The 22,431-nt window shown below is 48.8% G+C and carries 24 protein-coding genes and 1 tRNA gene; 18 read left to right on the plus strand and 7 right to left on the minus strand.

Going from position 1 to position 22,431, the window contains the following annotated elements; translation table 11 throughout:
- Window positions 1-32: 32 nt before the first annotated feature.
- From ACF8PK_RS02105 to nfsA, 4 genes are all read left to right on the plus strand, one after another.
- A tRNA-Trp gene (locus ACF8PK_RS02105) sits at window positions 33-109 on the plus strand.
- Window positions 110-285: 176 nt separating this feature from the next.
- Window positions 286-1,197: a dienelactone hydrolase family protein gene (locus ACF8PK_RS02110; RefSeq protein ID WP_238772257.1), complete on the plus strand. Its 912-nt coding sequence runs from the start codon at window positions 286-288 to the stop codon at window positions 1,195-1,197.
- Window positions 1,198-1,298: 101 nt separating this feature from the next.
- Window positions 1,299-1,631, plus strand: a complete 333-nt coding sequence (locus ACF8PK_RS02115) for a DUF1904 domain-containing protein (protein WP_004724990.1) — start codon at window positions 1,299-1,301, stop codon at window positions 1,629-1,631.
- A 16-nt stretch (window positions 1,632-1,647) separates the two neighbouring features.
- Window positions 1,648-2,370: an oxygen-insensitive NADPH nitroreductase gene (gene nfsA, locus ACF8PK_RS02120; RefSeq protein ID WP_004724988.1), complete on the plus strand. Its 723-nt coding sequence runs from the start codon at window positions 1,648-1,650 to the stop codon at window positions 2,368-2,370.
- A gap of 39 nt (window positions 2,371-2,409) precedes the next feature.
- Here nfsA and ACF8PK_RS02125 read toward each other — a convergent pair whose 3' ends face one another.
- Genes ACF8PK_RS02125 through ACF8PK_RS02140 form a run of 4 tightly spaced genes read right to left on the minus strand, consistent with a single transcriptional unit; the run spans window position 2,410 to window position 6,134 of the window.
- Window positions 2,410-3,795, minus strand: coding sequence for an AmpG family muropeptide MFS transporter (locus ACF8PK_RS02125; RefSeq protein WP_004724986.1), 1,386 nt, complete (start codon window positions 3,793-3,795; stop codon window positions 2,410-2,412).
- A 52-nt stretch (window positions 3,796-3,847) separates the two neighbouring features.
- A complete protein-coding gene (locus ACF8PK_RS02130) occupies window positions 3,848-4,393 on the minus strand; it encodes a peptidylprolyl isomerase (protein ID WP_004724984.1) in 546 nt (181 codons plus the stop codon).
- Window positions 4,386-4,961 (minus strand): YajG family lipoprotein, encoded by a 576-nt coding sequence (locus tag ACF8PK_RS02135; protein ID WP_392439919.1) that lies wholly within the window; start codon window positions 4,959-4,961, stop codon window positions 4,386-4,388. Before ACF8PK_RS02135 ends, ACF8PK_RS02130 begins: the two co-directional genes overlap by 8 nt.
- A 39-nt stretch (window positions 4,962-5,000) precedes the next feature.
- Entirely contained in the window at window positions 5,001-6,134 is a 1,134-nt protein-coding gene (locus ACF8PK_RS02140; RefSeq protein WP_286279578.1) for a class I SAM-dependent methyltransferase, read from the minus strand.
- A 153-nt stretch (window positions 6,135-6,287) separates the two neighbouring features.
- On the opposite strand from ACF8PK_RS02140, the gene bolA reads away from it, so the two are divergent.
- The 14 genes from bolA (at window position 6,288) to ACF8PK_RS02210 (ending at window position 19,929) form a co-directional block, all read left to right on the plus strand.
- Window positions 6,288-6,596 carry a transcriptional regulator BolA gene (bolA, locus tag ACF8PK_RS02145; RefSeq protein WP_004724973.1) on the plus strand — a complete coding sequence of 103 codons (309 nt, stop codon included), beginning with the start codon at window positions 6,288-6,290 and terminating at the stop codon, window positions 6,594-6,596.
- Window positions 6,597-7,091: 495 nt separating this feature from the next.
- Complete coding sequence (locus ACF8PK_RS02150; protein WP_081454213.1) at window positions 7,092-8,432, plus strand: Na(+)-translocating NADH-quinone reductase subunit A; 1,341 nt, start codon at window positions 7,092-7,094, stop codon at window positions 8,430-8,432.
- Between the two features lie 5 nt (window positions 8,433-8,437).
- Window positions 8,438-9,682 (plus strand): NADH:ubiquinone reductase (Na(+)-transporting) subunit B, encoded by a 1,245-nt coding sequence (locus tag ACF8PK_RS02155; RefSeq protein WP_004724969.1) that lies wholly within the window; start codon window positions 8,438-8,440, stop codon window positions 9,680-9,682.
- Window positions 9,672-10,439 (plus strand): Na(+)-translocating NADH-quinone reductase subunit C, encoded by a 768-nt coding sequence (locus ACF8PK_RS02160; protein WP_004724967.1) that lies wholly within the window; start codon window positions 9,672-9,674, stop codon window positions 10,437-10,439. The genes ACF8PK_RS02155 and ACF8PK_RS02160 overlap by 11 nt, the downstream gene beginning before the upstream one ends.
- Window positions 10,439-11,071, plus strand: coding sequence for an NADH:ubiquinone reductase (Na(+)-transporting) subunit D (locus ACF8PK_RS02165; protein WP_004724965.1), 633 nt, complete (start codon window positions 10,439-10,441; stop codon window positions 11,069-11,071). Before ACF8PK_RS02160 ends, ACF8PK_RS02165 begins: the two co-directional genes overlap by 1 nt.
- A gap of 7 nt (window positions 11,072-11,078) precedes the next feature.
- On the plus strand, window positions 11,079-11,675 hold the full coding sequence (gene nqrE, locus ACF8PK_RS02170) for an NADH:ubiquinone reductase (Na(+)-transporting) subunit E (RefSeq protein ID WP_004724963.1): 597 nt from the start codon (window positions 11,079-11,081) through the stop codon (window positions 11,673-11,675).
- A 33-nt stretch (window positions 11,676-11,708) separates the two neighbouring features.
- Entirely contained in the window at window positions 11,709-12,932 is a 1,224-nt protein-coding gene (gene nqrF / locus ACF8PK_RS02175) for an NADH:ubiquinone reductase (Na(+)-transporting) subunit F (protein WP_004724962.1), read from the plus strand.
- A 155-nt stretch (window positions 12,933-13,087) separates the two neighbouring features.
- The gene (locus ACF8PK_RS02180; protein WP_004724961.1) at window positions 13,088-14,092 is read left to right on the plus strand and encodes an FAD:protein FMN transferase; all 1,005 of its coding nucleotides are present in this window, start codon (window positions 13,088-13,090) and stop codon (window positions 14,090-14,092) included.
- A 22-nt stretch (window positions 14,093-14,114) separates the two neighbouring features.
- On the plus strand, window positions 14,115-14,348 hold the full coding sequence (gene nqrM / locus ACF8PK_RS02185; protein ID WP_004724959.1) for a (Na+)-NQR maturation NqrM: 234 nt from the start codon (window positions 14,115-14,117) through the stop codon (window positions 14,346-14,348).
- A gap of 121 nt (window positions 14,349-14,469) precedes the next feature.
- Window positions 14,470-14,703 (plus strand): DUF2789 domain-containing protein, encoded by a 234-nt coding sequence (locus ACF8PK_RS02190; RefSeq protein ID WP_004724957.1) that lies wholly within the window; start codon window positions 14,470-14,472, stop codon window positions 14,701-14,703.
- A gap of 75 nt (window positions 14,704-14,778) precedes the next feature.
- A complete protein-coding gene (gene dinB, locus ACF8PK_RS02195) occupies window positions 14,779-15,843 on the plus strand; it encodes a DNA polymerase IV (RefSeq protein WP_041942489.1) in 1,065 nt (354 codons plus the stop codon).
- Window positions 15,844-16,094: 251 nt separating this feature from the next.
- Complete coding sequence (locus tag ACF8PK_RS02200; protein WP_038150868.1) at window positions 16,095-16,841, plus strand: YggN family protein; 747 nt, start codon at window positions 16,095-16,097, stop codon at window positions 16,839-16,841.
- A gap of 57 nt (window positions 16,842-16,898) precedes the next feature.
- Window positions 16,899-18,416, plus strand: a complete 1,518-nt coding sequence (locus ACF8PK_RS02205) for a diguanylate cyclase domain-containing protein (RefSeq protein WP_392439926.1) — start codon at window positions 16,899-16,901, stop codon at window positions 18,414-18,416.
- A 157-nt stretch (window positions 18,417-18,573) separates the two neighbouring features.
- On the plus strand, window positions 18,574-19,929 hold the full coding sequence (locus ACF8PK_RS02210; RefSeq protein WP_004724952.1) for a sodium-dependent transporter: 1,356 nt from the start codon (window positions 18,574-18,576) through the stop codon (window positions 19,927-19,929).
- An 83-nt stretch (window positions 19,930-20,012) separates the two neighbouring features.
- Here the strand turns inward: ACF8PK_RS02210 and ACF8PK_RS02215 are convergent, their stop codons facing one another.
- Genes ACF8PK_RS02215 through ACF8PK_RS02225 form a run of 3 tightly spaced genes read right to left on the minus strand, consistent with a single transcriptional unit; the run spans window position 20,013 to window position 22,418 of the window.
- Complete coding sequence (locus ACF8PK_RS02215; RefSeq protein WP_086027257.1) at window positions 20,013-21,113, minus strand: succinylglutamate desuccinylase/aspartoacylase family protein; 1,101 nt, start codon at window positions 21,111-21,113, stop codon at window positions 20,013-20,015.
- Window positions 21,073-21,978 (minus strand): 30S ribosomal protein S6--L-glutamate ligase, encoded by a 906-nt coding sequence (gene rimK, locus ACF8PK_RS02220; RefSeq protein ID WP_004724949.1) that lies wholly within the window; start codon window positions 21,976-21,978, stop codon window positions 21,073-21,075. Before rimK ends, ACF8PK_RS02215 begins: the two co-directional genes overlap by 41 nt.
- Window positions 21,978-22,418: an ATP-dependent zinc protease gene (locus ACF8PK_RS02225; RefSeq protein ID WP_014204542.1), complete on the minus strand. Its 441-nt coding sequence runs from the start codon at window positions 22,416-22,418 to the stop codon at window positions 21,978-21,980. The genes rimK and ACF8PK_RS02225 overlap by 1 nt, the downstream gene beginning before the upstream one ends.
- Between the last annotated feature and the right edge of the window lie 13 nt (window positions 22,419-22,431).

Genomic DNA, 22,431 nt, shown 5'->3' on the forward strand with positions numbered 1-22,431 from the left:
ATTCGAGAGTCGTCTCATAAAATACGAACAACAGGGGTGTAGCTCCAATTGGCAGAGCAGCGGATTCCAAATCCGCGTGTTGGGAGTTCGAATCTCTCCACCCCTGCCATCTATTCTAAGCCTCAGTCGAAAGACTGAGGCTTTTTATTTATCTGCAATTCTTATTTCCACCGTTCTGATAGAAATCGTGACGAATTCTTCGTCGTTCAAGCATGCAACTTATCTGTGATCGCCTAAGCTTTTTGTGACCAAAGCACATTCGTTGCTGAACACAAGGATAGGGTTATGCAAACACAAATAGATCAGTCGTTGGAGCGGCAAGCACGAGAAATTCCTCAAGAAGCGTTTGATTGGTATGACGAATATGCTCACGGGGTGATAGACCGACGCGAATTTATGAAGCGGTTGTCCAGTTTAGTTGCGGTCGGTTTTACGATGTCGGTGTTGACGTCTGCGCTGCTCCCCAATTATGCATTTGCAGAGCAAGTGTCGTTCAATGATCCAAAAATCAAAGCCACGTATGTCGAGTTTGATTCCCCCAAAGGGCACGGTAAAGGACGAGGTTATTTGGTCGTGCCAACGCAAGTGCAAGGGAAACTCCCAGCCGTGTTGGTGGTGCACGAAAACCGAGGGTTAAATCCTTACATTGAAGATGTCGCCAGACGCTTGGCGATGAACGGATTTATCGCGTTTGCACCAGATGCGTTGTATCCATTAGGTGGGTATCCGGGCAATGATGATGAAGGACGCGCGTTGCAGAGCAGTATGGATAAAGCCAAGATTGAAGAAGATTTCATTGCTGCGGCACTGTTTCTGAAGTCCCATACTCAATGTTCTGGAAAACTTGGCGCAGTTGGTTTTTGCTTTGGTGGTTACATCGTCAATATGCTGGCCGCAACGATTCCCGAGCAGTTGGATGCAGGCGTGCCATTTTATGGAACACCGGCAGCGGAGAATTTGCGTCATCAGGTTAAAGGCCCATTACTCATTCACTTTGCTGAACTGGATCAGCGGGTCAATGCGACTTGGCCGGATTATGAAAAGGCCCTGCTTGCGAACAAAGTACCTTTTGAGACCGTGATCTATCCCGGCGTGAATCACGGATTCCATAATGATTCTACAGGGCGTTATAACGAAGAGGCAGCGGAATCGGCGTGGGGGAAAACGCTGATGTTCTTTGATTCTCATCTGATGTAGATGAGGGCGGTCCTCATGAATGAAGTAACAAATTGAGGGCCGTAAGGTCGAACCTCTTTTTTTAAGCTGTTATGATGCTTGGAAAAAGAGGAAGTCACGTTATGCCACATTTTCGTTTACGTGCGGTTGAGCCGCAGACCGTACAAGTTTTATCAAAAAGTCTCACTGACGAACTACAACCCTTAATGAAATCACCTCGTGAGGATTTCACGTTCGAGTACATTTACACCACGTTTTTCTTTGAGGGCGAAGTCTCTCCAGCGTACCCATTTGTGGAAGTGTTATGGTTTGACCGCGGTCAGGAGACTCAAGATCACGTTGCTGCCATCATTACGCGTCAGGTTCGAGAGGTGTTGGGTGAAGACGTGAACGTTGCTGTCATCTTTACCGCACTGAAACCAAACGAATATTACGATAACGGCGAACATTATTAAGTCAAAGGAAGTGTGAATGAACAGCGTCATCGACACCATTCAAGGACATCGCTCTATTCGAGCCTTTAAAGAAACACCGATCACGCCTGAGCAATTAGAAACGATCATTGCATCAGGGATCTCGGCATCGTCATCGAGTTTGCTACAAGTAGTCTCGATCATTCGCGTCACTGACAAGCAAAAGCGGGCTGAATTAGCCAAGTTGGCGGGCAATCAAGCATACGTCGAGAGTGCTGCGGAATTTTTGGTGTTCTGTATCGATTATCAACGTCACTATGCAATGAACCCCAACGTGAAGCCAGAGTTCATGGAATTGACGCTGATCGGTGCCGTGGATTCGGGAATTATGGCGCAAAACTGTTTACTGGCCGCTGAGTCTTTGGGGCTGGGCGGTGTGTATATTGGTGGTTTACGCAACTCACCGAACGAAGTGGACACGTTGCTGGGGCTTCCACCATATACAGCCATTTTGTTCGGTATGTGTTTAGGTCATCCGGATCAGGATCCGCAACTGAAACCACGTTTAAGCCCTCAAGTGATTGTGCATGAGAACCACTACCAACCGCTGGATTTAACCCTGATCGATCAATACGATCAAACCATGATGGACTATTATCAGAGTCGCTCCAGCAATGCCAAACAGCAAGGCTGGTCTGAGCAAATCACCGCTAAACTGAGCCAAGAATCTCGCCCATTTATGATGGGGTACTTGAATGGCAAAGGCCTAGCGAAGAAATAACAGTGAACCTTGAAAAAAAACCGCCTTTCGGCGGTTTTTTTATTCGCTTTGTTTGAGTGATGCCATTTCTTCATCATGCTTCTGATGGGCTCGCTGAAGCATGTCGGTGAAATAGTGCCGCAATGAATAGAGCATGATGAGGCTTGGAATCACCATCACGGCGGTCAAAATAAAGAAGAGTGACCAGTTATCCAAATACTCGGCTAAGTTGCCACTAAAGGAGGCCAAGACGGTTCGCCCGAAGTTGCCGAGTGAGGCCAGTAAGGCATATTGTGTGGCGGAAAACGCTTGGCCTGTGACGACCGTCAGGAAAGAGACAAAGGCGACGGTAGAGAAGGCAGTGGTGAAGTTGTCGACAAGAATCGTCGCCAACAACAAGTGCTCATTGGGGCCGACTTGAGCAATCCATGAAAACATCAAGTTACTGGCCGACATCGCGACGCCGCCGATCATCAAACCGCGAACAATACCAAAGCGGACGTTGAACATGCTGCCGACAAAGGTAAACAGCATGGTCATTCCCCAACCGATTAATTTGGAGTAATAGCCAATCTGTTCGTTGCTAAAGCCCACTTCTTTATAAAATGCAATCGACATACGGCCAAGAAATGCCTCGCCGATTTTAAATAGAAAGACAAACAGCAGCAACGTCAGGGCGACTTGCGTTCCGTTACGACGAAAGAAATCGAGAAACGGTTCAAACAGGGTGACGCTGAGCCAGCGCATCAAGCGCGAATGTACATAATGCTCATGACGCGCTTCGGCTTGTTTTTGCAATGTCTCACGTTGAGTGGACGGCTCGCCAACCCATAACGTAAAGCCCATCAAAAGCAGCACAATCGCCGCCATACCATAATAGACGTTATTCCAACCGATGGTATCGGCATTGATAAAAGCCAAGTAGCCCGGTAGCGAATAACCGGTCCACCAACCAATCACCGCCATGGCAGATGCTTGTGGCAGTTTCGATGGTTCGGACTTGGGGAATGAGTCGATACGAAAGGCGTCAATGGCGATGTCTTGCGTTGCTGAAGCGATCGCGATACCGAGCGCTAACATCGAGGTTACCATCAAGTTGTTGGCTGGGTTGACGCCGGCGATGAGCAATGTGCAAACCAGCACAATCGCTTGGCAAAGGAAAATCCAACTACGGCGCTGACCCATTAACGGGGTGAGTAGCGGCAGCTTCACGCGGTCCACTAAGGGCGCCCATAGAAAGTTAATCGCATAGACCGAAAATACACTGCCAAAATAACCAATTGCAGACAGGGTTAATCCGGCATCTTTGAGCCAACCGGACATATTGGAGCCAATCAATACCCAAGGAAAACCACTGGAACAGCCCAACATAAACACCCACAGTAAGCGGCGGTCAAAATAGCTGAGCACGGTCTCTTTCCAGGTTTGCACTTGGTCGTTCGGCATGGAATTATTCCTTCGGGAGCGAGCCCTGACGAATGCCAGAGCTCGAACTAGATTACTTGATGAGAGTTGCTTTGGTGATCACGATAGGAGTGACAGGCACATCGCCCATGCGGCCCAGCGTGTGTGTTGGCTGTTTGGCCATTTGCTGAATCACATCGAAACCTTGAATCACTTGACCAAACACCGCATAACCGGGTGGACGTTGGTCGTTGTTCAAGAAATCGTTATCGACTAAGTTGATAAAAAACTGGCGAGTGGCCGAATTTGGGTTCGCCGTTCGCGCCATGGCGATGGTCGCTGTGTCGTTTTTCAAACCATTACTGGCTTCATTTTTAATCGGTGCGTAGGTGTGAAGTTGATTCATGTTTTTGTCGAAACCACCCCCTTGCGCCATAAAACCAGGAATCACACGATGGAACTGGCTGCCGACATAGCTGCCATCTTCCACATATTTCAGGAAGTTTGCGCTGCTGATCGGGGCTTGTTCATCGTTCAGTTCGACGGTAAAAGAGCCCAGGGTGGTATCAAATTCCACTTTGGGACCCGCCCAAACACTGGTACTGAGCAGCGCTAGAGCGGTCAGCCAGACCTTAGTCATGGAAGCGATCCTTCATGTAAGTTTGCAGTTCAGAATCGTTGGCGATCTCTTTGAGCACCAAGTTCACCACGTCATTGAGCACCATTTCGATGTCTTCATCAGAAGCACTCAATGGCGCCGTGCGTTTCGCGCTGCCGTTGTAGCTTTTCACCAGTTTACCTTTAGGTGTTTCAGCCGTCAGTTCCAGAGTGACTTTCGCGTCCATTTCGTTTTCAAACACAGAGTGTTTCACATTCACCAAGGCTTCCTGAACTTCGAGTGTCAGCGTGTTTTCACTGTTCACGGTGAGACGGAAACCTTGCGAGCCAAACTGTTCAGACAACGCATTTTCCAGCGCAATACGTACGTTCTGTTTCGCATGCACAGGTTCGATATTATTGCGACCACTGTCAACCAGCGCGACATACTGCGCTGAGCGAACGTCTTTGCTGACAAAGGTAAATGTACTGCCTTTCACGATATCGCTTTTGCTCAGCACAGGCTGAGGCATAAAGTTAATTTGTTGCTGCTGAGGCGCGGTACAGGCAGTCAACAGTGCGATAGAAGCCGCGAGAACCAGTTTCTTCATGGTCAATTCCTTTCGTTGGGTGAGCATGTTGTAAAATGCTTATTGCTTAATAGCTTGTAAGATAACAAATTTCTGATTACTAGCGACAGTCTTTACTTGAGAACGGCCAAATAACCTCGTTAGTTTTACATCGTAGCCGAGGTGGCGATTACCGATCACCAATAATTTCCCTCCCTTGCGAAGAACATGCTTTGAATCACAGAACATTTGCCACGCAATGTGGTCCGTGATGGCTTGCTGCTGATGGAAAGGAGGATTACACACCACCATATCTGTGTGGGCCGCTTCAAAACCATCCAAACAGTTATTGGCGATGCATTCGATATTTCGCTCTTGACCTAAATTGGTCACGAGGTTCTGACGCGCAGATTCGACCGCCATAAAGCTCTCATCCACACAAGTGATATTCACCTGTGGGTTGAGCTGGCCCATACGAACCGACAACACACCATTGCCACAACCTAAATCGATCACGTGATTCAACGTGGTATCGCTTGGTAAGTGAGGCAACAAAAATCGCGTACCTTGGTCTAGGCTTTCGCCAGAATAGACATTCGGTAGGTTGTTCAGTTCAATCGACGTACCGTCGACGTGCCAGCGTGTATCGGAGGAGACGACGTCGGAGGGTAAACTGTCGGGTTGACTGAATACCAAGCGATGTTTTTTCCAAGCCAACGATGTGGTGGTGTGTCCCAAATACTTCTCAAACAACTTCAGCGTCGAACTGTGGATCTCTTTGGCTTTGTTGACGGCGATAACTGGGCAATCGGCTGAGAGATGTTGACGCAATTGACTCAATTGCCAAACCAAGTGACGGTTGTTACGAGGAATTTGCATCAACACCAGATCCACGTCTTCAGGTATAGCATCGAAAGTCCGTAGTAATGTCACCGCTGGGCAATGATTCTGTTCTAGGTTTCGTGTGGTGGCTTGATGGGCAATGAAGGAGTCACTCATCATGGTGACGCGATACTGATGCGAGAACCAGCAACTCAGAGCGCCAAAAGAGTCATTCAGAATGAGAATATGACGACCCGCTGGCAGGTGTTGTTCGGCGAGATGATTTATCAGGTATTCATCACCAGCATCCCAGGCCTGTAGTGTTTCGTTGCTGCGTATTGGGTAGCGATGCAGCGTGAGTGTTCGATCGTGAAGCGCAAGCTCAGTTTTCATATTTGGAATAAAATTAAATCATCAACTTGGCTATTGTCTCAAATGGGCGTGGATCATGAAACCAAAACCTTTCGCTTCCAGAACGGCGCGAGTACACTAATGCCATCTCCTAAATCAAGTTGTTCACTCATTGTCGTGTGACAAGGAAACCCTATGCTTCAAGAAGTGATTGAAACCAAATTGCACAACGCTTTTCAACCTGACTATCTTAAAGTCATCAACGAGAGTTATATGCACAACGTTGCCCCTGGCTCAGAGAGTCATTTCAAGGTCATTGTTGTGAGCGAACGCTTTGTCGGACAACGTTTGATTGCTCGTCATCGATTGGTGAATCAGGCGCTGATGGAAGAGTTGTCCAACCACATCCATGCTTTGGCGATTCACACCTATACGCCACAAGAATGGCATGAACTGGAGAGTGGCGCCCCCGATAGCCCGATGTGTCTCGGTGGTGGTCACTAATTCAACATTGCTGCAAAAATAGCGTTAAAATGCTGAAGTTTTGCGCAAACATTTAACACCGTTTCAACAAATGGAGGAAATGAAAGCGAATTGAGCTATTGTTTTAATCAATTAATCTGTGAGTTAAGACTCATATTCATGGGCCTTAACTAAGTGTGCGATGCATCAAATTTATGGTTAATACTTTGGCCTGTATCTCCATTTCTTCCTAAATAAAGCGGTCAATCAGGGGATTGGTCATGGCATCAAGTTCCCAAAAGATGCTAGACTATCGCACCTGATAAATCTCACTTCATATATGTGATGAGATTTTTAAAAGGATGTTGCGGTTTTGGCGTTTCAAACAGCCAAAAGCGGGCACTGAAAATGTCGTGTCTAGAGATAGTTAAACTCTGTTGTGGCTTCGGTTTTCGCATGAGCCAGCAGAGTTTAGTGCGTCTCGAATTTACGCAATGAAAGAATCTTTTTCCCGATAAAAAAGTAGTGCAAGTGCGTATGATTACAATAAAAAAGGGTTTGGACCTTCCTATCGCAGGAACTCCTTCCCAGGTGATTAATGATGGCAAAGCCATCAAAAAAGTCGCCTTGCTTGGCGAAGAGTACGTCGGCATGCGTCCTACAATGCATGTTCGCGTAGGTGACGAAGTAAAAAAAGCTCAAGTTCTTTTTGAAGACAAGAAGAACAAAGGCGTTCTATTTACTTCTCCAGTCAGCGGTAAAGTTGTTGAAGTGAACCGTGGTGCAAAACGTGTTCTTCAATCCGTTGTGATTGAAGTGGCAGGTGATGACCAGGTGACGTTCAACAAGTACGAAGCCAATCAGCTAGCGAGTCTTGACCGTGAAGCGGTGAAAACTCAATTGGTTGAATCTGGTCTTTGGACATCGCTGCGTACTCGTCCGTTCAGCAAGGTTCCAGCTGTTGATTCAACCACACAGGCTATTTTCGTAACGGCAATGGACACCAATCCATTGGCGGCGGAGCCGACTGTGATCATCAACGAGCAATCTGAAGCCTTCGTTGCTGGCTTGGATGTGTTGTCTGCTCTGACTGAAGGCAAAGTGTACGTTTGTAAAAAAGGTACCAGTCTGCCACGTTCTTCTCAGTCAAACGTAGAAGAGCATGTCTTTGACGGCCCACACCCTGCAGGCCTTCCTGGCACTCACATGCATTACCTTTACCCGGTCAATGCAAACACAGTGGCATGGAGCATCAACTACCAAGACGTGATTGCGGTTGGTCAGTTATTCCTGACGGGTGAACTTTACAACGAACGCGTTGTATCTCTGGCAGGTCCAGTGGTCAACAACCCTCGTCTGATTCGTACAGTACTAGGTGCCAGCCTAGATGAACTGACGAACAACGAAATTATGCCGGGCGAAGTTCGCGTGATTTCTGGCTCTGTACTGTCAGGAACAAAAGCAACGGGTCCACATGCATACTTGGGTCGTTACCATCTGCAAGTCTCTGTATTACGTGAAGGTCGCGAGAAAGAGTTCCTTGGCTGGGCATTGCCTGGTAAGAACAAGTTCTCGGTAACCCGCTCATTCCTAGGTCACCTGTTCAAAGGTCAATTGTTCAACATGACCACGACAACGAACGGTAGTGACCGCGCAATGGTACCGATTGGCAACTACGAAAAAGTGATGCCTCTGGATATGGAGCCAACCTTGTTGCTTCGTGATCTGTGTGCCGGTGATTCAGACAGTGCTCAAAGCCTTGGTGCTTTGGAACTGGATGAAGAAGATCTCGCACTGTGTACCTTTGTATGTCCTGGTAAATACGAGTACGGTCAGTTACTGCGTGAATGCCTCGACAAGATTGAGAAGGAAGGGTAATTTTCATGGGCCTCAAAAAGTTTCTTGAAGATATCGAGCATCACTTTGAGCCGGGTGGTAAACACGAGAAATGGTTTGCGCTTTACGAAGCTGCAGCGACTCTGTTTTACACGCCAGGTCTAGTGACCAAAAAAAGCTCACACGTTCGTGATAGCGTTGACCTTAAACGTATCATGATCATGGTTTGGCTAGCGGTGTTCCCAGCAATGTTCTGGGGTATGTACAACGCTGGTGGTCAGGCAATTGCAGCACTCAATCATATGTATGCTGGCGATCAACTTGCAGCAATCATTGGTGGAAACTGGCATTACTGGTTGACTCAAATGCTGGGTGGCACACTAGCCGCCGACGCAGGTTGGGGCAGCAAAATGCTTCTGGGTGCGACGTACTTCCTACCGATCTACGCCACGGTATTCATCGTGGGTGGTTTCTGGGAAGTGCTGTTCTGTATGGTGCGTAAACACGAAGTGAACGAAGGTTTCTTTGTGACTTCGATTCTTTTCGCACTGATCGTTCCGCCAACGCTACCACTTTGGCAAGCAGCACTGGGTATTACCTTCGGTGTTGTGGTTGCGAAAGAAGTCTTCGGTGGTACCGGTCGTAACTTCCTTAACCCTGCTTTGGCAGGCCGTGCCTTCCTATTCTTCGCATATCCAGCTCAAATTTCGGGTGACCTGGTTTGGACTGCTGCGGATGGTTTCTCTGGCGCAACGGCTCTGAGCCAATGGGCACAAGGCGGTAACGGTGCACTGGTCAATGCGGCAACTGGTCAAGCCATCACTTGGATGGACGCATTCATCGGTAACATTCCAGGTTCAATTGGTGAAGTTTCGACGCTTGCGCTTGCGATTGGTGCAGCATTCATCGTTTACATGGGTATCGCTTCATGGCGCATCATCGCGGGTGTGATGATCGGTATGATCGCGCTGTCTACTCTGTTCAACGTGATCGGTTCAGACACCAACCCAATGTTCAATATGCCTTGGCACTGGCACCTAGTTCTGGGTGGTTTTGCATTCGGTATGTTCTTCATGGCGACTGACCCAGTATCGGCTTCGTTTACCAACAAAGCGAAATGGGCATACGGTATCCTGATTGGCATCATGTGTGTTCTTATCCGTGTAGTGAACCCAGCTTACCCAGAAGGCATGATGCTAGCGATTCTGTTCGCTAACCTATTTGCACCTCTGTTCGACCACATCGTTGTGGAGAAAAACATCAAGCGGAGACAAGCGCGCTATGGCAAGTAATAACGACAGCATTAAAAAGACGCTGGCTGTTGTTGTCGGGTTGAGCCTTGTTTGTTCAATCATCGTATCGGCAGCGGCAGTTGGTCTGCGTGATAAGCAAAAACAAAATGCAGTGCTAGATAAGCAAAGCAAGATTGTTGAAGTTGCAGGTATCACGCAGAAAGGTGACGTTCAAGACTTGTACCGCAAGTTTATTGAACCTCGTCTGATTGACTTCAAAACCGGCGACTTTGTTGAAGGTGATGCAGCAACATTTGACCAACGTAAAGAAGCAAAAGATCCTGCGGATTCTATCAAGCTTCCTGCGAATGCAGACGTTGCGAAGATCATTCGTCGTGCAAACACCGGCATCGTTTACCTCGTAAAAGATGGCGACAAAGTGTCTAAAGTGATCCTGCCTGTTCACGGTAACGGTCTGTGGTCTATGATGTACGCTTTCGTAGCAGTTGAAACTGACGGCAACACCGTTTCAGGGATCACTTACTACGAGCAAGGCGAAACTCCGGGATTGGGTGGCGAAGTTGAGAACCCAGGTTGGCGTGCTCAGTGGGTTGGCAAGAAATTGTTCGACGAAAACCACAAGCCAGCGATCAAGGTCGTGAAAGGTGGTGCGCCACAAGGTTCTGAACACGGTGTTGATGCTCTGTCGGGTGCAACATTGACCAGTAACGGCGTTCAACACACATTCGACTTCTGGTTGGGTGACATGGGCTTTGGTCCATTCCTGACTAAAGTCCGTGACGGAGGTCTGAACTAATGTCTAGCGCAAAAGATCTGAAAAAGAGCGTGCTAGCGCCAGTATTGGACAACAACCCAATCGCGCTACAAGTTCTTGGTGTTTGTTCTGCACTTGCAGTGACCACCAAACTAGAAACGGCGTTTGTAATGACGTTGGCAGTAATGTTCGTTACTGCACTGTCTAACTTCTTCGTTTCCCTGATCCGTAACCACATTCCGAACAGCGTGCGTATCATCGTTCAGATGGCGATCATCGCATCTTTGGTTATCGTGGTTGACCAAATCCTGAAAGCGTACCTGTACGACATCTCGAAACAGCTGTCTGTATTCGTAGGTCTGATCATTACGAACTGTATCGTAATGGGCCGTGCAGAAGCGTTTGCGATGAAGTCTGCACCAATCCCATCGTTCATCGACGGTATTGGTAACGGTTTGGGCTATGGTTTTGTACTGATTTCTGTTGGTTTCTTCCGTGAACTGTTCGGTTCCGGCAAACTGTTTGGATTGGAAGTACTGCCTCTTGTCAGCAATGGTGGTTGGTATCAGCCAAATGGTCTGATGCTGCTAGCACCTTCTGCATTCTTCTTAATCGGTTTCATGATTTGGACGATTCGTACGTTCAAACCTGAACAAGTAGAAGCGAAGGAGTAAGGTTGTCATGGAACATTATATTAGTTTGCTGGTTAAATCGATTTTCATCGAGAACATGGCACTGTCTTTCTTCCTGGGTATGTGTACATTCCTAGCGGTTTCAAAGAAAGTTAAAACATCATTTGGTCTGGGTATCGCGGTCGTTGTTGTACTAACAATTGCTGTGCCAGTGAACAACTTGGTGTACAACTTGATCCTGAAACCCGATGCAATGGCTCCGGGTGTTGACCTAAGTTTTCTTAACTTTATTACCTTTATCGGTGTAATCGCGGCATTGGTACAGATTCTAGAAATGATCCTCGATCGTTTCTTCCCACCTCTGTACAACGCACTGGGCATCTTCCTACCGCTGATCACAGTAAACTGTGCAATCTTCGGTGGTGTATCGTTCATGGTCCAACGTGACTACAACTTCGCTGAATCCATCGTGTATGGTTTCGGTTCAGGTGTGGGCTGGATGCTAGCTATCGTCGCTCTTGCAGGTATCCGTGAGAAAATGAAGTACTCTGACGTACCTCCGGGTCTACGTGGTCTAGGTATTACCTTTATCACAGCAGGCTTGATGGCGCTTGGCTTTATGTCTTTCTCTGGTGTTCAACTGTAAGTCGGGTAAACCGCAACAATAAAGGAATAGTCAATGGACATTATTCTTGGTGTAGTGATGTTTACTCTGATTGTACTGGTTCTAGTGCTGGTGATTTTGTTCGCCAAATCTAAGCTGGTACCAACAGGTGACATTACAATCTCTATCAATGGCGATCCTGAGAAAGCGATCGTCACACAGCCAGGCGGTAAACTACTGACTGCGCTAGCAGGTGCTGGTGTATTCGTATCGTCTGCGTGTGGTGGTGGTGGCTCTTGTGGTCAGTGCCGCGTAAAAATTAAATCTGGCGGTGGCGACATTCTACCGACTGAGCTTGATCACATCACTAAAGGTGAAGCTCGTGAAGGTGAGCGTCTGGCTTGTCAGGTTGCTGTGAAGAACGATCTGGAACTTGAACTTCCAGAAGAAATCTTCGGCGTGAAGAAATGGGAATGTACCGTTATCTCGAATGATAACAAAGCGACATTCATCAAAGAGCTGAAACTGCAAATTCCTGATGGTGAATCTGTACCGTTCCGTGCGGGTGGTTACATTCAGATTGAAGCACCAGCTCACCATGTGAAATACGCTGATTTCGACGTTCCGGAAAAATTCCGTGAAGATTGGGACAAATTCAATCTGTTCCGCTACGAGTCTAAAGTGGATGAGCCAATCATTCGTGCATACTCGATGGCAAACTACCCAGAAGAATTTGGCATCATCATGCTGAACGTACGTATCGCGACGCCGCCGCCAAACAACCCAGACGTACCACCGGGTCAAATGTCTTCATACATTTGGTCGCTTAAAGAAGGTGATAAATGTACGATCTCTGGTCCATTTGGTGAGTTCTTCGCGAAAGATACTGATGCTGAAATGGTCTTCATCGGTGGTGGTGCAGGTATGGCTCCAATGCGTTCTCATATCTTCGACCAACTGAAACGTCTTGATTCTAAGCGTAAGATCTCATTCTGGTACGGTGCGCGTTCAACACGTGAAATGTTCTATGTGGAAGATTTCGACCAGCTGCAAGCTGAGCACGATAACTTTACATGGCACGTTGCACTGTCTGATCCGCTTCCAGAAGATAACTGGGATGGTTACACCGGCTTCATTCACAACGTTGTGTACGAAAACTACCTTCGTGATCATGACGCGCCAGAAGATTGTGAATACTACATGTGTGGTCCACCGATCATGAACGCATCGGTTATCAACATGCTTCATAACCTCGGTGTTGAAGACGAAAACATCCTGCTGGATGACTTCGGTGGTTAATCCACGATAATTTGCTAAATCTATGGCTGGCTCATTCGAGTCAGCCATTCTTTTTTTCAAGTGAGAGTAGCTATAGGTAAATAGGGCGAGGAGCCTTTTAGCCGTCAGGATTCGGATTTCCCTATATCTATTTCCATTGTCTGAGGAGTAAACAAGTGAGAACTTGGCTTGTTGCGTTAGCTTCTTTACTGTTGTTGGCCGGTTGTGAACAACCCCCACAGCAAGTGCATTTGAGTGGCCCAACCATGGGCACGAGCTACAACATCAAATACATTCAACAAGATGGCCTGCCATCGTCTGACGATCTCCATAAAGAGATCGACCGTTTGCTGGAAGAAGTGAACGACCAGATGTCGACTTACCGTCAAGATTCAGAGCTGAGCCGTTTCAACCAATATCAGGGCACTGACGCATTTGAAGTGTCGACTCAGACCGCAACAGTGGTGAAAGAAGCCATGCGTTTGAGCACACTGACTGAAGGCGCGTTGGATGTCACCGTCGGCCCGTTGGTCAACCTATGGGGCTTTGGCCCAGAGGCGCGTCCTGAGGTGGTGCCAACCGATGCCGAGCTAGCGGATCGTAAAGCCAACACAGGGATTCATCACCTGACCGTCAATGGTAACTCACTGAGCAAAGATCTGCCGCATCTGTACGTCGACTTATCGACCATTGCAAAAGGATGGGGCGTGGATGTGGTGGCGAACTACATCGAATCGCAAGGCATTCACAACTACATGGTGGAAGTGGGCGGCGAGATTCGTTTGAAGGGGCTGAACCGCGACAACGTGCCTTGGCGCATTGCGGTTGAGAAGCCCACAGTTGATGAGCGTAGCATTCAGGAAATCATTGAACCGGGTGACATGGCGATCGCTACCTCGGGAGATTACCGCAATTACTTTGAGCGAGATGGTGTTCGTTATTCGCACATTATTAACCCTCAGACTGGGCGTCCCATCCATAACCGTGTAGTATCGGTAACGGTACTGGATAAATCGTGCATGACGGCTGATGGCTTGGCAACGGGTCTGATGGTCTTGGGCGATGAAAAAGGGATTGAGATTGCGGAGCAGAATCATATTCCGGTGTTCATGATCGTGAAAACCGATGACGGATTCAAAGAAATCGCATCAAGTGCGTTTAAGCCTTATCTCAACCGATAAATAACTGAGTGAGCTTGGAATTATGAATACTTTTCTGATTACTTTCGGTGTATTTCTGGTGGTTATCGCTGCAATGGCAGTCGGTTATATCTTCCAGAAAAAAGTGGTCAAAGGCAGCTGTGGCGGCTTAGGTGCCGTTGGCATTGAAAAAGTGTGCAACTGCCCAGAACCGTGCGATGCACGTAAAAAACGTGAAGCGCGAGAAGCGGCACGTGCTGAACGTCTCGCTGCGTGGGAAAAAGATCGCATCGCGTAATCTCACCCATTTGAATTGACATAACCCAGCTTCGGCTGGGTTATTTTTTCCTGTCAGATTGAACGTGCCGAGAACGCTGAGGCGCTATACTCAAAAGAGCGTAGCGACATCAGGAGGCAGCATGGAACTTCATCAACATGGAATGACGGAGTTATTTGAGCAATTGGGGCTCGGCAGTTCATCACACGACATTGAGCACTTCATTCAATCCCATCGTCATCATCGCGACACCACCCCGCTACATAAAGCCAGCTTTTGGAACAAAGCGCAGGCAAGTTTTCTGCGTCAAGCGATTGAAGACGATGCTGATTGGGCGGAGCTGGTGGATCAGCTCGATGCCATGCTGCGTAAGTGACCTTGTCAGGCTGGACTATGCAAAATCGCGATTCGCTTATATACTGTTTTTTTAAACAGTGGTTGAGTGGCGGCGATGTCAGAGCCGATCAGAAAGATTATCCATATTGATATGGACTGCTTTTATGCGGCCGTAGAGATGCGCGATCATCCCGAATATCGCAACCGACCGTTGGCGGTTGGGGGACATGAAAAACAACGTGGCGTGCTCAGCACGTGCAACTACGAGGCGCGCAAGTTTGGGATTCATTCGGCCATGCCAACCGCGCAAGCCATCAAATTGTGCCCCAACTTACTGGTTGTGCCGGGCCGGATGTCTGTTTATAAATCTATATCACGTCAGATCCACGCTATTTTCCAGCGCTACACCGACATCATTGAGCCGCTATCGCTGGACGAAGCCTTTCTCGATGTCACCGAAGCGACCGCGTGTCATGGCAGTGCGACACTGATTGCGGAGGCGATTCGCCGCGACATCTGGCATGAACTGCATTTGACCGCGTCGGCCGGTGTGGCGCCGGTCAAGTTTCTTGCCAAGGTGGCCTCTGATGTCAATAAACCCAATGGCATGTATGTGGTTACCCCCGAGGAAGTGCAGGGCGTGGTCGACAAATTACCGTTAGGGAAAATTCCTGGTGTTGGCAAAGTCAGCCTCGAAAAGCTCAATCAAGCAGGGTTCTTTGTATGCGAAGACATCAAAAACAGCGACTATCGCGAGCTACTGCGCCGCTTTGGTCGTTTAGGCGCATCGCTGTGGAAGAAAAGCCATGGCATTGATCCTCGTGAGGTGATCACGGAACGCGAACGTAAATCGGTCGGGGTCGAACGCACCTTCAGCGAAAACATCGTCACTTATGATGAATGTTGGCAAGTGATCGAGCAGCGTCTTTACCCTGAACTGGATGAACGCTTAACGCGCGCTTCGCCGGAACGTGCGATCATCAAACAGGGGATTAAAGTGAAATTTGCCGATTTTCAGCAAACCACGATTGAACATATTCATCCCGAGTTAGAACTGGAAGATTTCAAAACCTTGTTGGCCGAAGTGCTGAAACGCCAGAAAGGACGGGAAATTCGCCTGCTTGGCCTCAATGTGATGCTAAAGCCCGAAGCGCAGATTCGACAGTTGAGCTTTTTCTAAACACTTGCGATCTGAGCGTTCTCTCTCTATCCTGCGCATCCATCGGCTAAATGGTCGCTAAACCATCAATAACTGACAAACCGCTAACCGATGGACGTGCAGTTTTGGGTATGGTTAGCCCGTCCATGCGTACAATCGGATAGGGCCGTCATGTTACTGTCGATGGGTAACAGCGGCGCGAATGAACTCAACGCTTGACCACATGTGCGACTTGGTTTGGTGCAAGCGCCATATCACAGACCGGAATGATGATGAAAAAAATAGTATTAGTAACCTCTTTACTGTGCAGCACGTCGTTATGGGCCGCACAATGCCATCAGGTGGACGTGAAGAATGAAGTTCATCTCAGTGGCAAGGATGTGGAAATCCATACTGCCAGCGGTCAGACCGCGGTGATGGACCACAACAATAATCTGTATTTGGCGGGAGAGAAGCAGTCGCTGACGCCGCAACAGCAACAGGCTGTGGAATCCTATCGTGAAAGCATTGCCAACGCGCTACCGAAGGCGCGCCAAGTGGCCAGTGATGGCCTTGCGATGGCGAATGATATTTTAGATGACGTGGCGAATAGTATCGATGCGCCAGAAGCGTTCAATAACGTGAAGCAATCGATGAAAGCGTTTGTGGATGATATTGAAGCGCGCTACAACAAAGATGGCGACTGGGTGTTGCCAGCCGATACATTTGAGTCGATGAGCCAACAATGGCAGCAAGATTTCGACAAAGCGCGAGCGCTATTTACCCAAGAGTTTCTAACCGGCGCCTTTGACGCGATCGCGAGCAAAATGAAGCAAGATGGCGGCATCAATCTGACGGAGCTGGGAAATACCATGGCAGACTTGAAAGCGCGCCTAGAACAGCGCTTTAATGAGCATTCCCAGACGATCGAAAAAGAGCGACGTGAATTGTGTGATTCACTCGACGATGTGGTTGAACAAGAGCAGCAACTGCATCAAAAAATACCTGAACTAAAGAACTACCAAGTTTTTACCATCTAAACTGAAAAGAGCGCTAAGGCGCTCTTTTTCATCCTCTCTCAAAACAAATAAGGTGCCATGACTCTGAGCAATATCAGTCTACGTTCGTTAACTGCACTGACAGCATTGGCGGTGGTGGCGTGTTTTGTCCTTTTTTATCTCGCGTTTAAATACTTTTGGTCGTTTGACCGCGAGCTGGAGCATGCCCGCCAACTGCAACAAGCTGAAACCACTCGCGTCCAAACCATCATTGCGCTGGAGAAACAGGAAATGGGAGCGTCCATGGCCGACTATGCGGCTTGGAACGATCTGGCGGAATACATCGCCGATCCCGATCCCGAATTCATCGAAGACAGCATCGGGATTCATGCATTTCAGTCGAAAGCGTTGGATGGCATCTTCATTTTCACGCCGGATGAACAACTGGTGTGGGGGATGAAATACGATTTTGAGCAACACAAAGTTGGTGACTATCAATCGTTTTTGCCCTATTTCCCGATCATTCTCAGTGAACCCAAACGTGCCAGCCGTGACTACGTTGAAGCGAAAGTGCGCTTTGTGGTGGTAGGGCAAGAGCCGTTTTTGGCGGCCACGTCCCGTGTGTGCAATAGCGAAGGCACGGCATGTGACAAAGGTTATCTGATCTTTGTGAAGAAAGTGCGCAGCCAGTTTGCGAACGTGATCGAGCTAGCCACGGGGATTGATATTGATGTGTTGAGCCGCGCTCCGTATGCCGAGATGCCCAAAGCACAACCCAATGTGAGCTATTTGGAGAAACTCGATTTCAGCGGTAATTCCAGCGTGGTGATCAAACTGACGCATCAGGTGAAGCTGCCGACGTTTATCCGCAATGATGAAATCGTCGCGCTGATGGCATTCTCGGTGCTGATGTATTTCATCAACCTGTTGGTGGTCGATTCACTGGTGCGGCCCATCACGAACGCCAATCGCGTGCTGGAGCGGTTTAAGTCCAAAGGGGGCAAGATCCCCGATGAAAGCTTTTTTGTTTCGCGTGAAATGAAAGCCTTTGCGCGCACCATCAATCAGATTTTCAATGAACTCGACAAAAGCCGCGAAGAGTTGCGCTGGCAGTCAGAACACGATCCGCTGACGCGTATTTCGAATCGCCGCAAATTAGAACGCGAGCTGACGAGTTTCATCTGCGAACAACGCTATCCTTGGGTGCTGCTCTACCTCATCGATGTGGATTATTTCAAGCTCTACAATGATCGCTACGGTCATTTGCAAGGGGACAACGCGCTCAAACAGATCGCGCATGCGTTGGAAGAGATTCCGTTTGATGGCGCAAAAGTCGTGGCACGCTTTGGCGGAGAAGAGTTTTGTGTCGTCCTTGCAAGCGATACGGAATTGGAGCCCGGTCACTTTGCGCATCAAATGCTAAATCAAGTGGCTGCGCTTGCGATTGAGCACGAGGCATCGCCCGTGAAGGGCCATTTGAGCATCAGTATCGGCGGGGTGCGTATCTTTGAGCCGAATCGCGACCAATATCAGGTACTGTTCCATGAAGCGGATCAAGCCTTGTATCAAGCCAAAGATCAAGGTCGCTGCCAGTCGGTTGTGAAAGATATTCGCTGAATAAATGAACAATTCAACCGTAGCAGTCAAAATTTACAAAATAAGTGCGACAGATTGTGTAATTTACCTAGCAAACAATTCTATTACTGATTGAGTATTTTGTCGGTTTGTATTAGTGTACTAGTCAACTAGTTTGATGATGTATGTGTGAGTGGTAATGGCACAGAATAATTCCCGTGAAACGTTTGGCTCTCGCCTTGGGTTCATTTTAGCCGCAGCGGGTGCGGCAGTTGGCCTTGGTAACATCTGGGGCTTTCCAACACAAGCGGCCAGCAATGGTGGTGGCGCGTTCCTGTTGGTCTATCTGGTTCTGATCTTTGTGGTTGCGTTTCCTATGCTGGTGGTCGAAATGGCGATCGGCCGTTATGGTCAGGCAAACCCGGTGGATAGTATGCGTTCACTGACGGGGAACCCGTTGGCGAAGCGTGTCGGTGGTTTGGTGGGCTGGGTTGGCCTGAGCGTACCAAGTGCCGTACTTGCGTTTTACAGCATTGTGGGTGGCTGGATCATCTGTTTCATGCTGGGAGCGGTGACCGATATTCTCGGAATGGAAACGGCGACAGCGTGGTTAAAAGGCTTTTCAGTTGAACGTAACCTTCTTGGTACTCTCATTTTTTACGTTCTGACGATCCTCATCGTGCAAGGCGGCGTGAAACAGGGCATCGAAAAGTGGTCCACGCGTTTGATGCCAGCTCTGTTTGTGCTGTTTGCGGTGCTGTTTGTTTACATCATGATGCAGCAAGGCGCGATGGAAGGCTTGCAGCACTACCTGATTCCTGACTTTGAAAAAGTGTGGGACCGTAAACTGATTTTGGCGGCCATGGGGCAAGGCTTCTTCTCGCTGACGATTGGTGGCTGTTCGATGCTGATCTATGGTTCGTACTTGAGCAAGAAAGAGAACCTGCCCAAGATGGCGATGAACGTCACTTTGGTGGATACCGGCGTCGCGTTCATTGCTGGTTTGGTGGTGATGCCTGCGATGTTTGTCGCGATGCACAAAGGCGTACAAATCTATGCCGAGGATGGTTCATTGCTAAGCTCTGACACGCTGGTGTTTACCGTGCTGCCATTGATGTTTGATAGCTTGGGCCTGTTTGGCCAACTGTTTGCGATTGTGTTCTTCCTGCTACTGACCATTGCCGCGCTGACCTCATCGATTTCGATGTTGGAGTGTCCGGTGGCCTTGGTCGGTGAGCGCTTTAACACCAAACGCACCCCAACCAGTTGGGTGCTGGGTGGCATTTTGGCGCTATTTAGTGTGGTGATCGTGTATAACTTTGGCGCGCTGTTTGGCTTGGTGGCCACCACAGCTACGCAATACCTGCAACCGACTGCTGCACTGATGTTCTGTCTGTTTGGGGGTTGGGTATGGAATCGCAATGCCAAGTTTAAAGAGCTGGAGCAAGGTTTCCCGGAATTCACCCAGAGTCTGTTTGGTAAAGTGTGGCCTTGGTATGTGCGCTTCGTGTGCCCATTGTTGGTGGCCGCAGTGATCTGGGCTTCATTTGGTTAAGCGTCAGTTGGTTAAGCGTCAGTTCAGTTCGTGACACAAAAAAGCCCCGATGAATCGGGGCTTTTTGCTATCGGGCAACCGGACTAAGCGGGAGATGGTGGCATCAACTGGCCGGTCGTCAGTGGTTCAAGATCGGTGTCGATGACCTCTTCAATAAAGTCGCCTACCACCTGTTCCACCATGTGATCACGCTGAGTGAAGTAGGCCAGATGGAATACTGCATCCCCTTCGTTCACCAATGGCAACGTTTGTTGGCCAATCACAATGCCGCCTTTATTGGCTTTGATCTCTACTTCAACATTGCCCAGCGGCGAGTTGATGTAAGCCAGCACTTGGCCACGTTCAACGCGATCGCCCAGTGATACCACGGTACGTAAAATGCCATCCGCTTCGGCACGTAGCCAGCTGGTGGATTTGGCAATCACCGAGGTGGGTAACTTTTTACGGCTCATGCGCATCATCCCAACAGCTTGCATCACGCGTTTAATGCCGACGATGCCAGCGCTGATGGCGATCGGCTCAAAGCGCAATGCTTCGCCCGCTTCGTACGTCAGCACGGTAATGCCAGATTTTTCCGCTTCACTGCGCAGCGATCCGTTGCGCAGGGGTGAATCGAGGATCACCGGGGTTGCAAATGCTTGCGCAATCCGCAGGGTTTCTGGGTTGCTTAAATCGGCGCGGATTTGAGGCAAGTTGGTGCGATGAATCGCACCGGTGTGCAGATCGATGATGTAGTCGCAGTTCTGTGCCACTTGAGAGAAAAAGGTGTGCGCCATACGCGAGGCCAGCGAGCCTTTTTCACTGCCGGGAAAGCAGCGGTTGAGATCGCGACGGTCAGGGAGATAACGAGATTTATGAATGAAGCCGAATACGTTGACGATCGGGACGGCGATTAAGGTGCCTTTCAGTTTGGTGGGGTCAATGGCGTTGATGAGTTGGCGAACGATTTCGACGCCGTTGAGTTCGTCGCCATGAATGGCGGCATTGACCATTAAAACCGGGCCGGGAGCGGCACCATGAATGATTTCAACGGGAATCGAAAGCGGGGAGTGGGTGTAAAGTTTCGCAGCTTCCAGCTCAATGACTTGTTTACTTCCTGGGGGAATGGACTCCCCCAGAAACTGATACGGTTTATTTCTTCTATTAACCTTTGCCACGGGTTCGAGTCCTTTTACTTGCCGCATTCTTCTCAATAAATTCGACAATCATTCCAGCGATGTCTTTACCGGTCGCTGCCTCGATACCTTCTAAACCCGGTGAGGAGTTGACTTCCATCACCAGCGGGCCACGTTCTGAACGCAGCAGGTCAACCCCTGCGACATTCAAGCCCATGATCTTGGCAGCGTCGATTGCAGTTTTGCGTTCTTGTGGAGTAATTTTTACCAGCGAGGCTGTTCCGCCACGGTGAAGGTTCGAACGGAATTCGCCTTCAGCACCTTGACGTTTCATCGCGGCAATCACTTTATCACCAATCACAAAACAGCGAATATCTGCGCCGCCCGCTTCTTTGATGTATTCCTGAACCATGATGTTGGCTTTCAGGCCCATAAACGCTTCGATGACGCTTTCCGCTGCTTTGCGGGTTTCCGCTAACACTACACCGATGCCTTGGGTGCCTTCAAGCAATTTAATCACCACCGGTGCGCCACCCACCATGTCGAGTAAGTCTTTGACATCGTCAGGTTTACTGGCAAATCCGGTGATCGGCATGCCGATGCCTTTGCGTGACAACAATTGCATAGAACGAAGTTTGTCACGTGAGCGGCTAATTGCCACGGATTCGTTGACTGGATACACGCCCATCATTTCGAACTGACGCAGCACGGCGGTGCCGTAAAACGTCACCGAAGCACCGATACGCGGGATCACGGCGTCAAAGCCCGACAGTTCTTCACCTTTAAAATGAATCTCGGGCTTTTCCGAATTGATATTCATATAGCAGCGCAATGCATCGATCACTTTGACTTCGTGGCCGCGTTGCTTGCATGCTTCAATCAAACGCTTGGTTGAATACAGCGACGAATTACGCGACAGAATACCAATTTTCATTATCTAGGCTCCTCGAAAGGGATTAAAAACGACTCAGTTGGGTCGACAACAATTCTGTGGTGCATGGCTGTTCGGCCTAATAGCATACGAAACGCCATGTTTTCACGGTTGGTGAGCGTGATCTCGGCGGGCCAGGTTTCGCCACCAAGAGACAGATCGGATCGGATCACAAATCGCGTCTCTTCATGGCCACCGGAATCGCGTACCGTGCGCTCGTCCACCACTTCTGCTTCACACACAGTGACTTCTTCTTCATTATGTTGCAAGGGATGGATCCAAAAACGAACCCAGAGCGCTTCATCTTTCATAAAGCTCTCGACCTTGAATGCGTGCAAGCAAGACGTGCGGGCTCCGGTATCGATTTTTGCATTAATTTGATCAATACCTAACCCTGGAAGGCTGAGTGTTTCTCGCCATCCGACAATCATTTTTTCTTTCATCGCAATGTCATTA

The organism is Vibrio sp. CJQ_6, assembly GCF_043106745.1.
Lineage (GTDB): Bacteria > Pseudomonadota > Gammaproteobacteria > Enterobacterales > Vibrionaceae > Vibrio > Vibrio furnissii.

Bases quoted from the DNA above. Each gene is read 5' to 3' on its own strand.
- ACF8PK_RS02110 (WP_238772257.1), top strand. From the start codon at position 286: ATGCAAACACAAATAGATCAGTCGTTGGAGCGGCAAGCACGAGAAATT.
- ACF8PK_RS02115 (WP_004724990.1), top strand. From the start codon at position 1,299: ATGCCACATTTTCGTTTACGTGCGGTTGAGCCGCAGACCGTACAAGTT.
- nfsA (WP_004724988.1), top strand. From the start codon at position 1,648: ATGAACAGCGTCATCGACACCATTCAAGGACATCGCTCTATTCGAGCC.
- ACF8PK_RS02125 (WP_004724986.1), bottom strand. From the start codon at position 3,795: ATGCCGAACGACCAAGTGCAAACCTGGAAAGAGACCGTGCTCAGCTAT.
- ACF8PK_RS02130 (WP_004724984.1), bottom strand. From the start codon at position 4,393: ATGACTAAGGTCTGGCTGACCGCTCTAGCGCTGCTCAGTACCAGTGTT.
- ACF8PK_RS02135 (WP_392439919.1), bottom strand. From the start codon at position 4,961: ATGAAGAAACTGGTTCTCGCGGCTTCTATCGCACTGTTGACTGCCTGT.
- ACF8PK_RS02140 (WP_286279578.1), bottom strand. From the start codon at position 6,134: ATGAAAACTGAGCTTGCGCTTCACGATCGAACACTCACGCTGCATCGC.
- bolA (WP_004724973.1), top strand. From the start codon at position 6,288: ATGCTTCAAGAAGTGATTGAAACCAAATTGCACAACGCTTTTCAACCT.
- ACF8PK_RS02150 (WP_081454213.1), top strand. From the start codon at position 7,092: ATGATTACAATAAAAAAGGGTTTGGACCTTCCTATCGCAGGAACTCCT.
- ACF8PK_RS02155 (WP_004724969.1), top strand. From the start codon at position 8,438: ATGGGCCTCAAAAAGTTTCTTGAAGATATCGAGCATCACTTTGAGCCG.
- ACF8PK_RS02160 (WP_004724967.1), top strand. From the start codon at position 9,672: ATGGCAAGTAATAACGACAGCATTAAAAAGACGCTGGCTGTTGTTGTC.
- ACF8PK_RS02165 (WP_004724965.1), top strand. From the start codon at position 10,439: ATGTCTAGCGCAAAAGATCTGAAAAAGAGCGTGCTAGCGCCAGTATTG.
- nqrE (WP_004724963.1), top strand. From the start codon at position 11,079: ATGGAACATTATATTAGTTTGCTGGTTAAATCGATTTTCATCGAGAAC.
- nqrF (WP_004724962.1), top strand. From the start codon at position 11,709: ATGGACATTATTCTTGGTGTAGTGATGTTTACTCTGATTGTACTGGTT.
- nqrM (WP_004724959.1), top strand. From the start codon at position 14,115: ATGAATACTTTTCTGATTACTTTCGGTGTATTTCTGGTGGTTATCGCT.
- ACF8PK_RS02190 (WP_004724957.1), top strand. From the start codon at position 14,470: ATGGAACTTCATCAACATGGAATGACGGAGTTATTTGAGCAATTGGGG.
- dinB (WP_041942489.1), top strand. From the start codon at position 14,779: ATGTCAGAGCCGATCAGAAAGATTATCCATATTGATATGGACTGCTTT.
- ACF8PK_RS02200 (WP_038150868.1), top strand. From the start codon at position 16,095: ATGAAAAAAATAGTATTAGTAACCTCTTTACTGTGCAGCACGTCGTTA.
- ACF8PK_RS02205 (WP_392439926.1), top strand. From the start codon at position 16,899: ATGACTCTGAGCAATATCAGTCTACGTTCGTTAACTGCACTGACAGCA.
- ACF8PK_RS02210 (WP_004724952.1), top strand. From the start codon at position 18,574: ATGGCACAGAATAATTCCCGTGAAACGTTTGGCTCTCGCCTTGGGTTC.
- ACF8PK_RS02215 (WP_086027257.1), bottom strand. From the start codon at position 21,113: ATGCGGCAAGTAAAAGGACTCGAACCCGTGGCAAAGGTTAATAGAAGA.
- rimK (WP_004724949.1), bottom strand. From the start codon at position 21,978: ATGAAAATTGGTATTCTGTCGCGTAATTCGTCGCTGTATTCAACCAAG.
- ACF8PK_RS02225 (WP_014204542.1), bottom strand. From the start codon at position 22,418: ATGAAAGAAAAAATGATTGTCGGATGGCGAGAAACACTCAGCCTTCCA.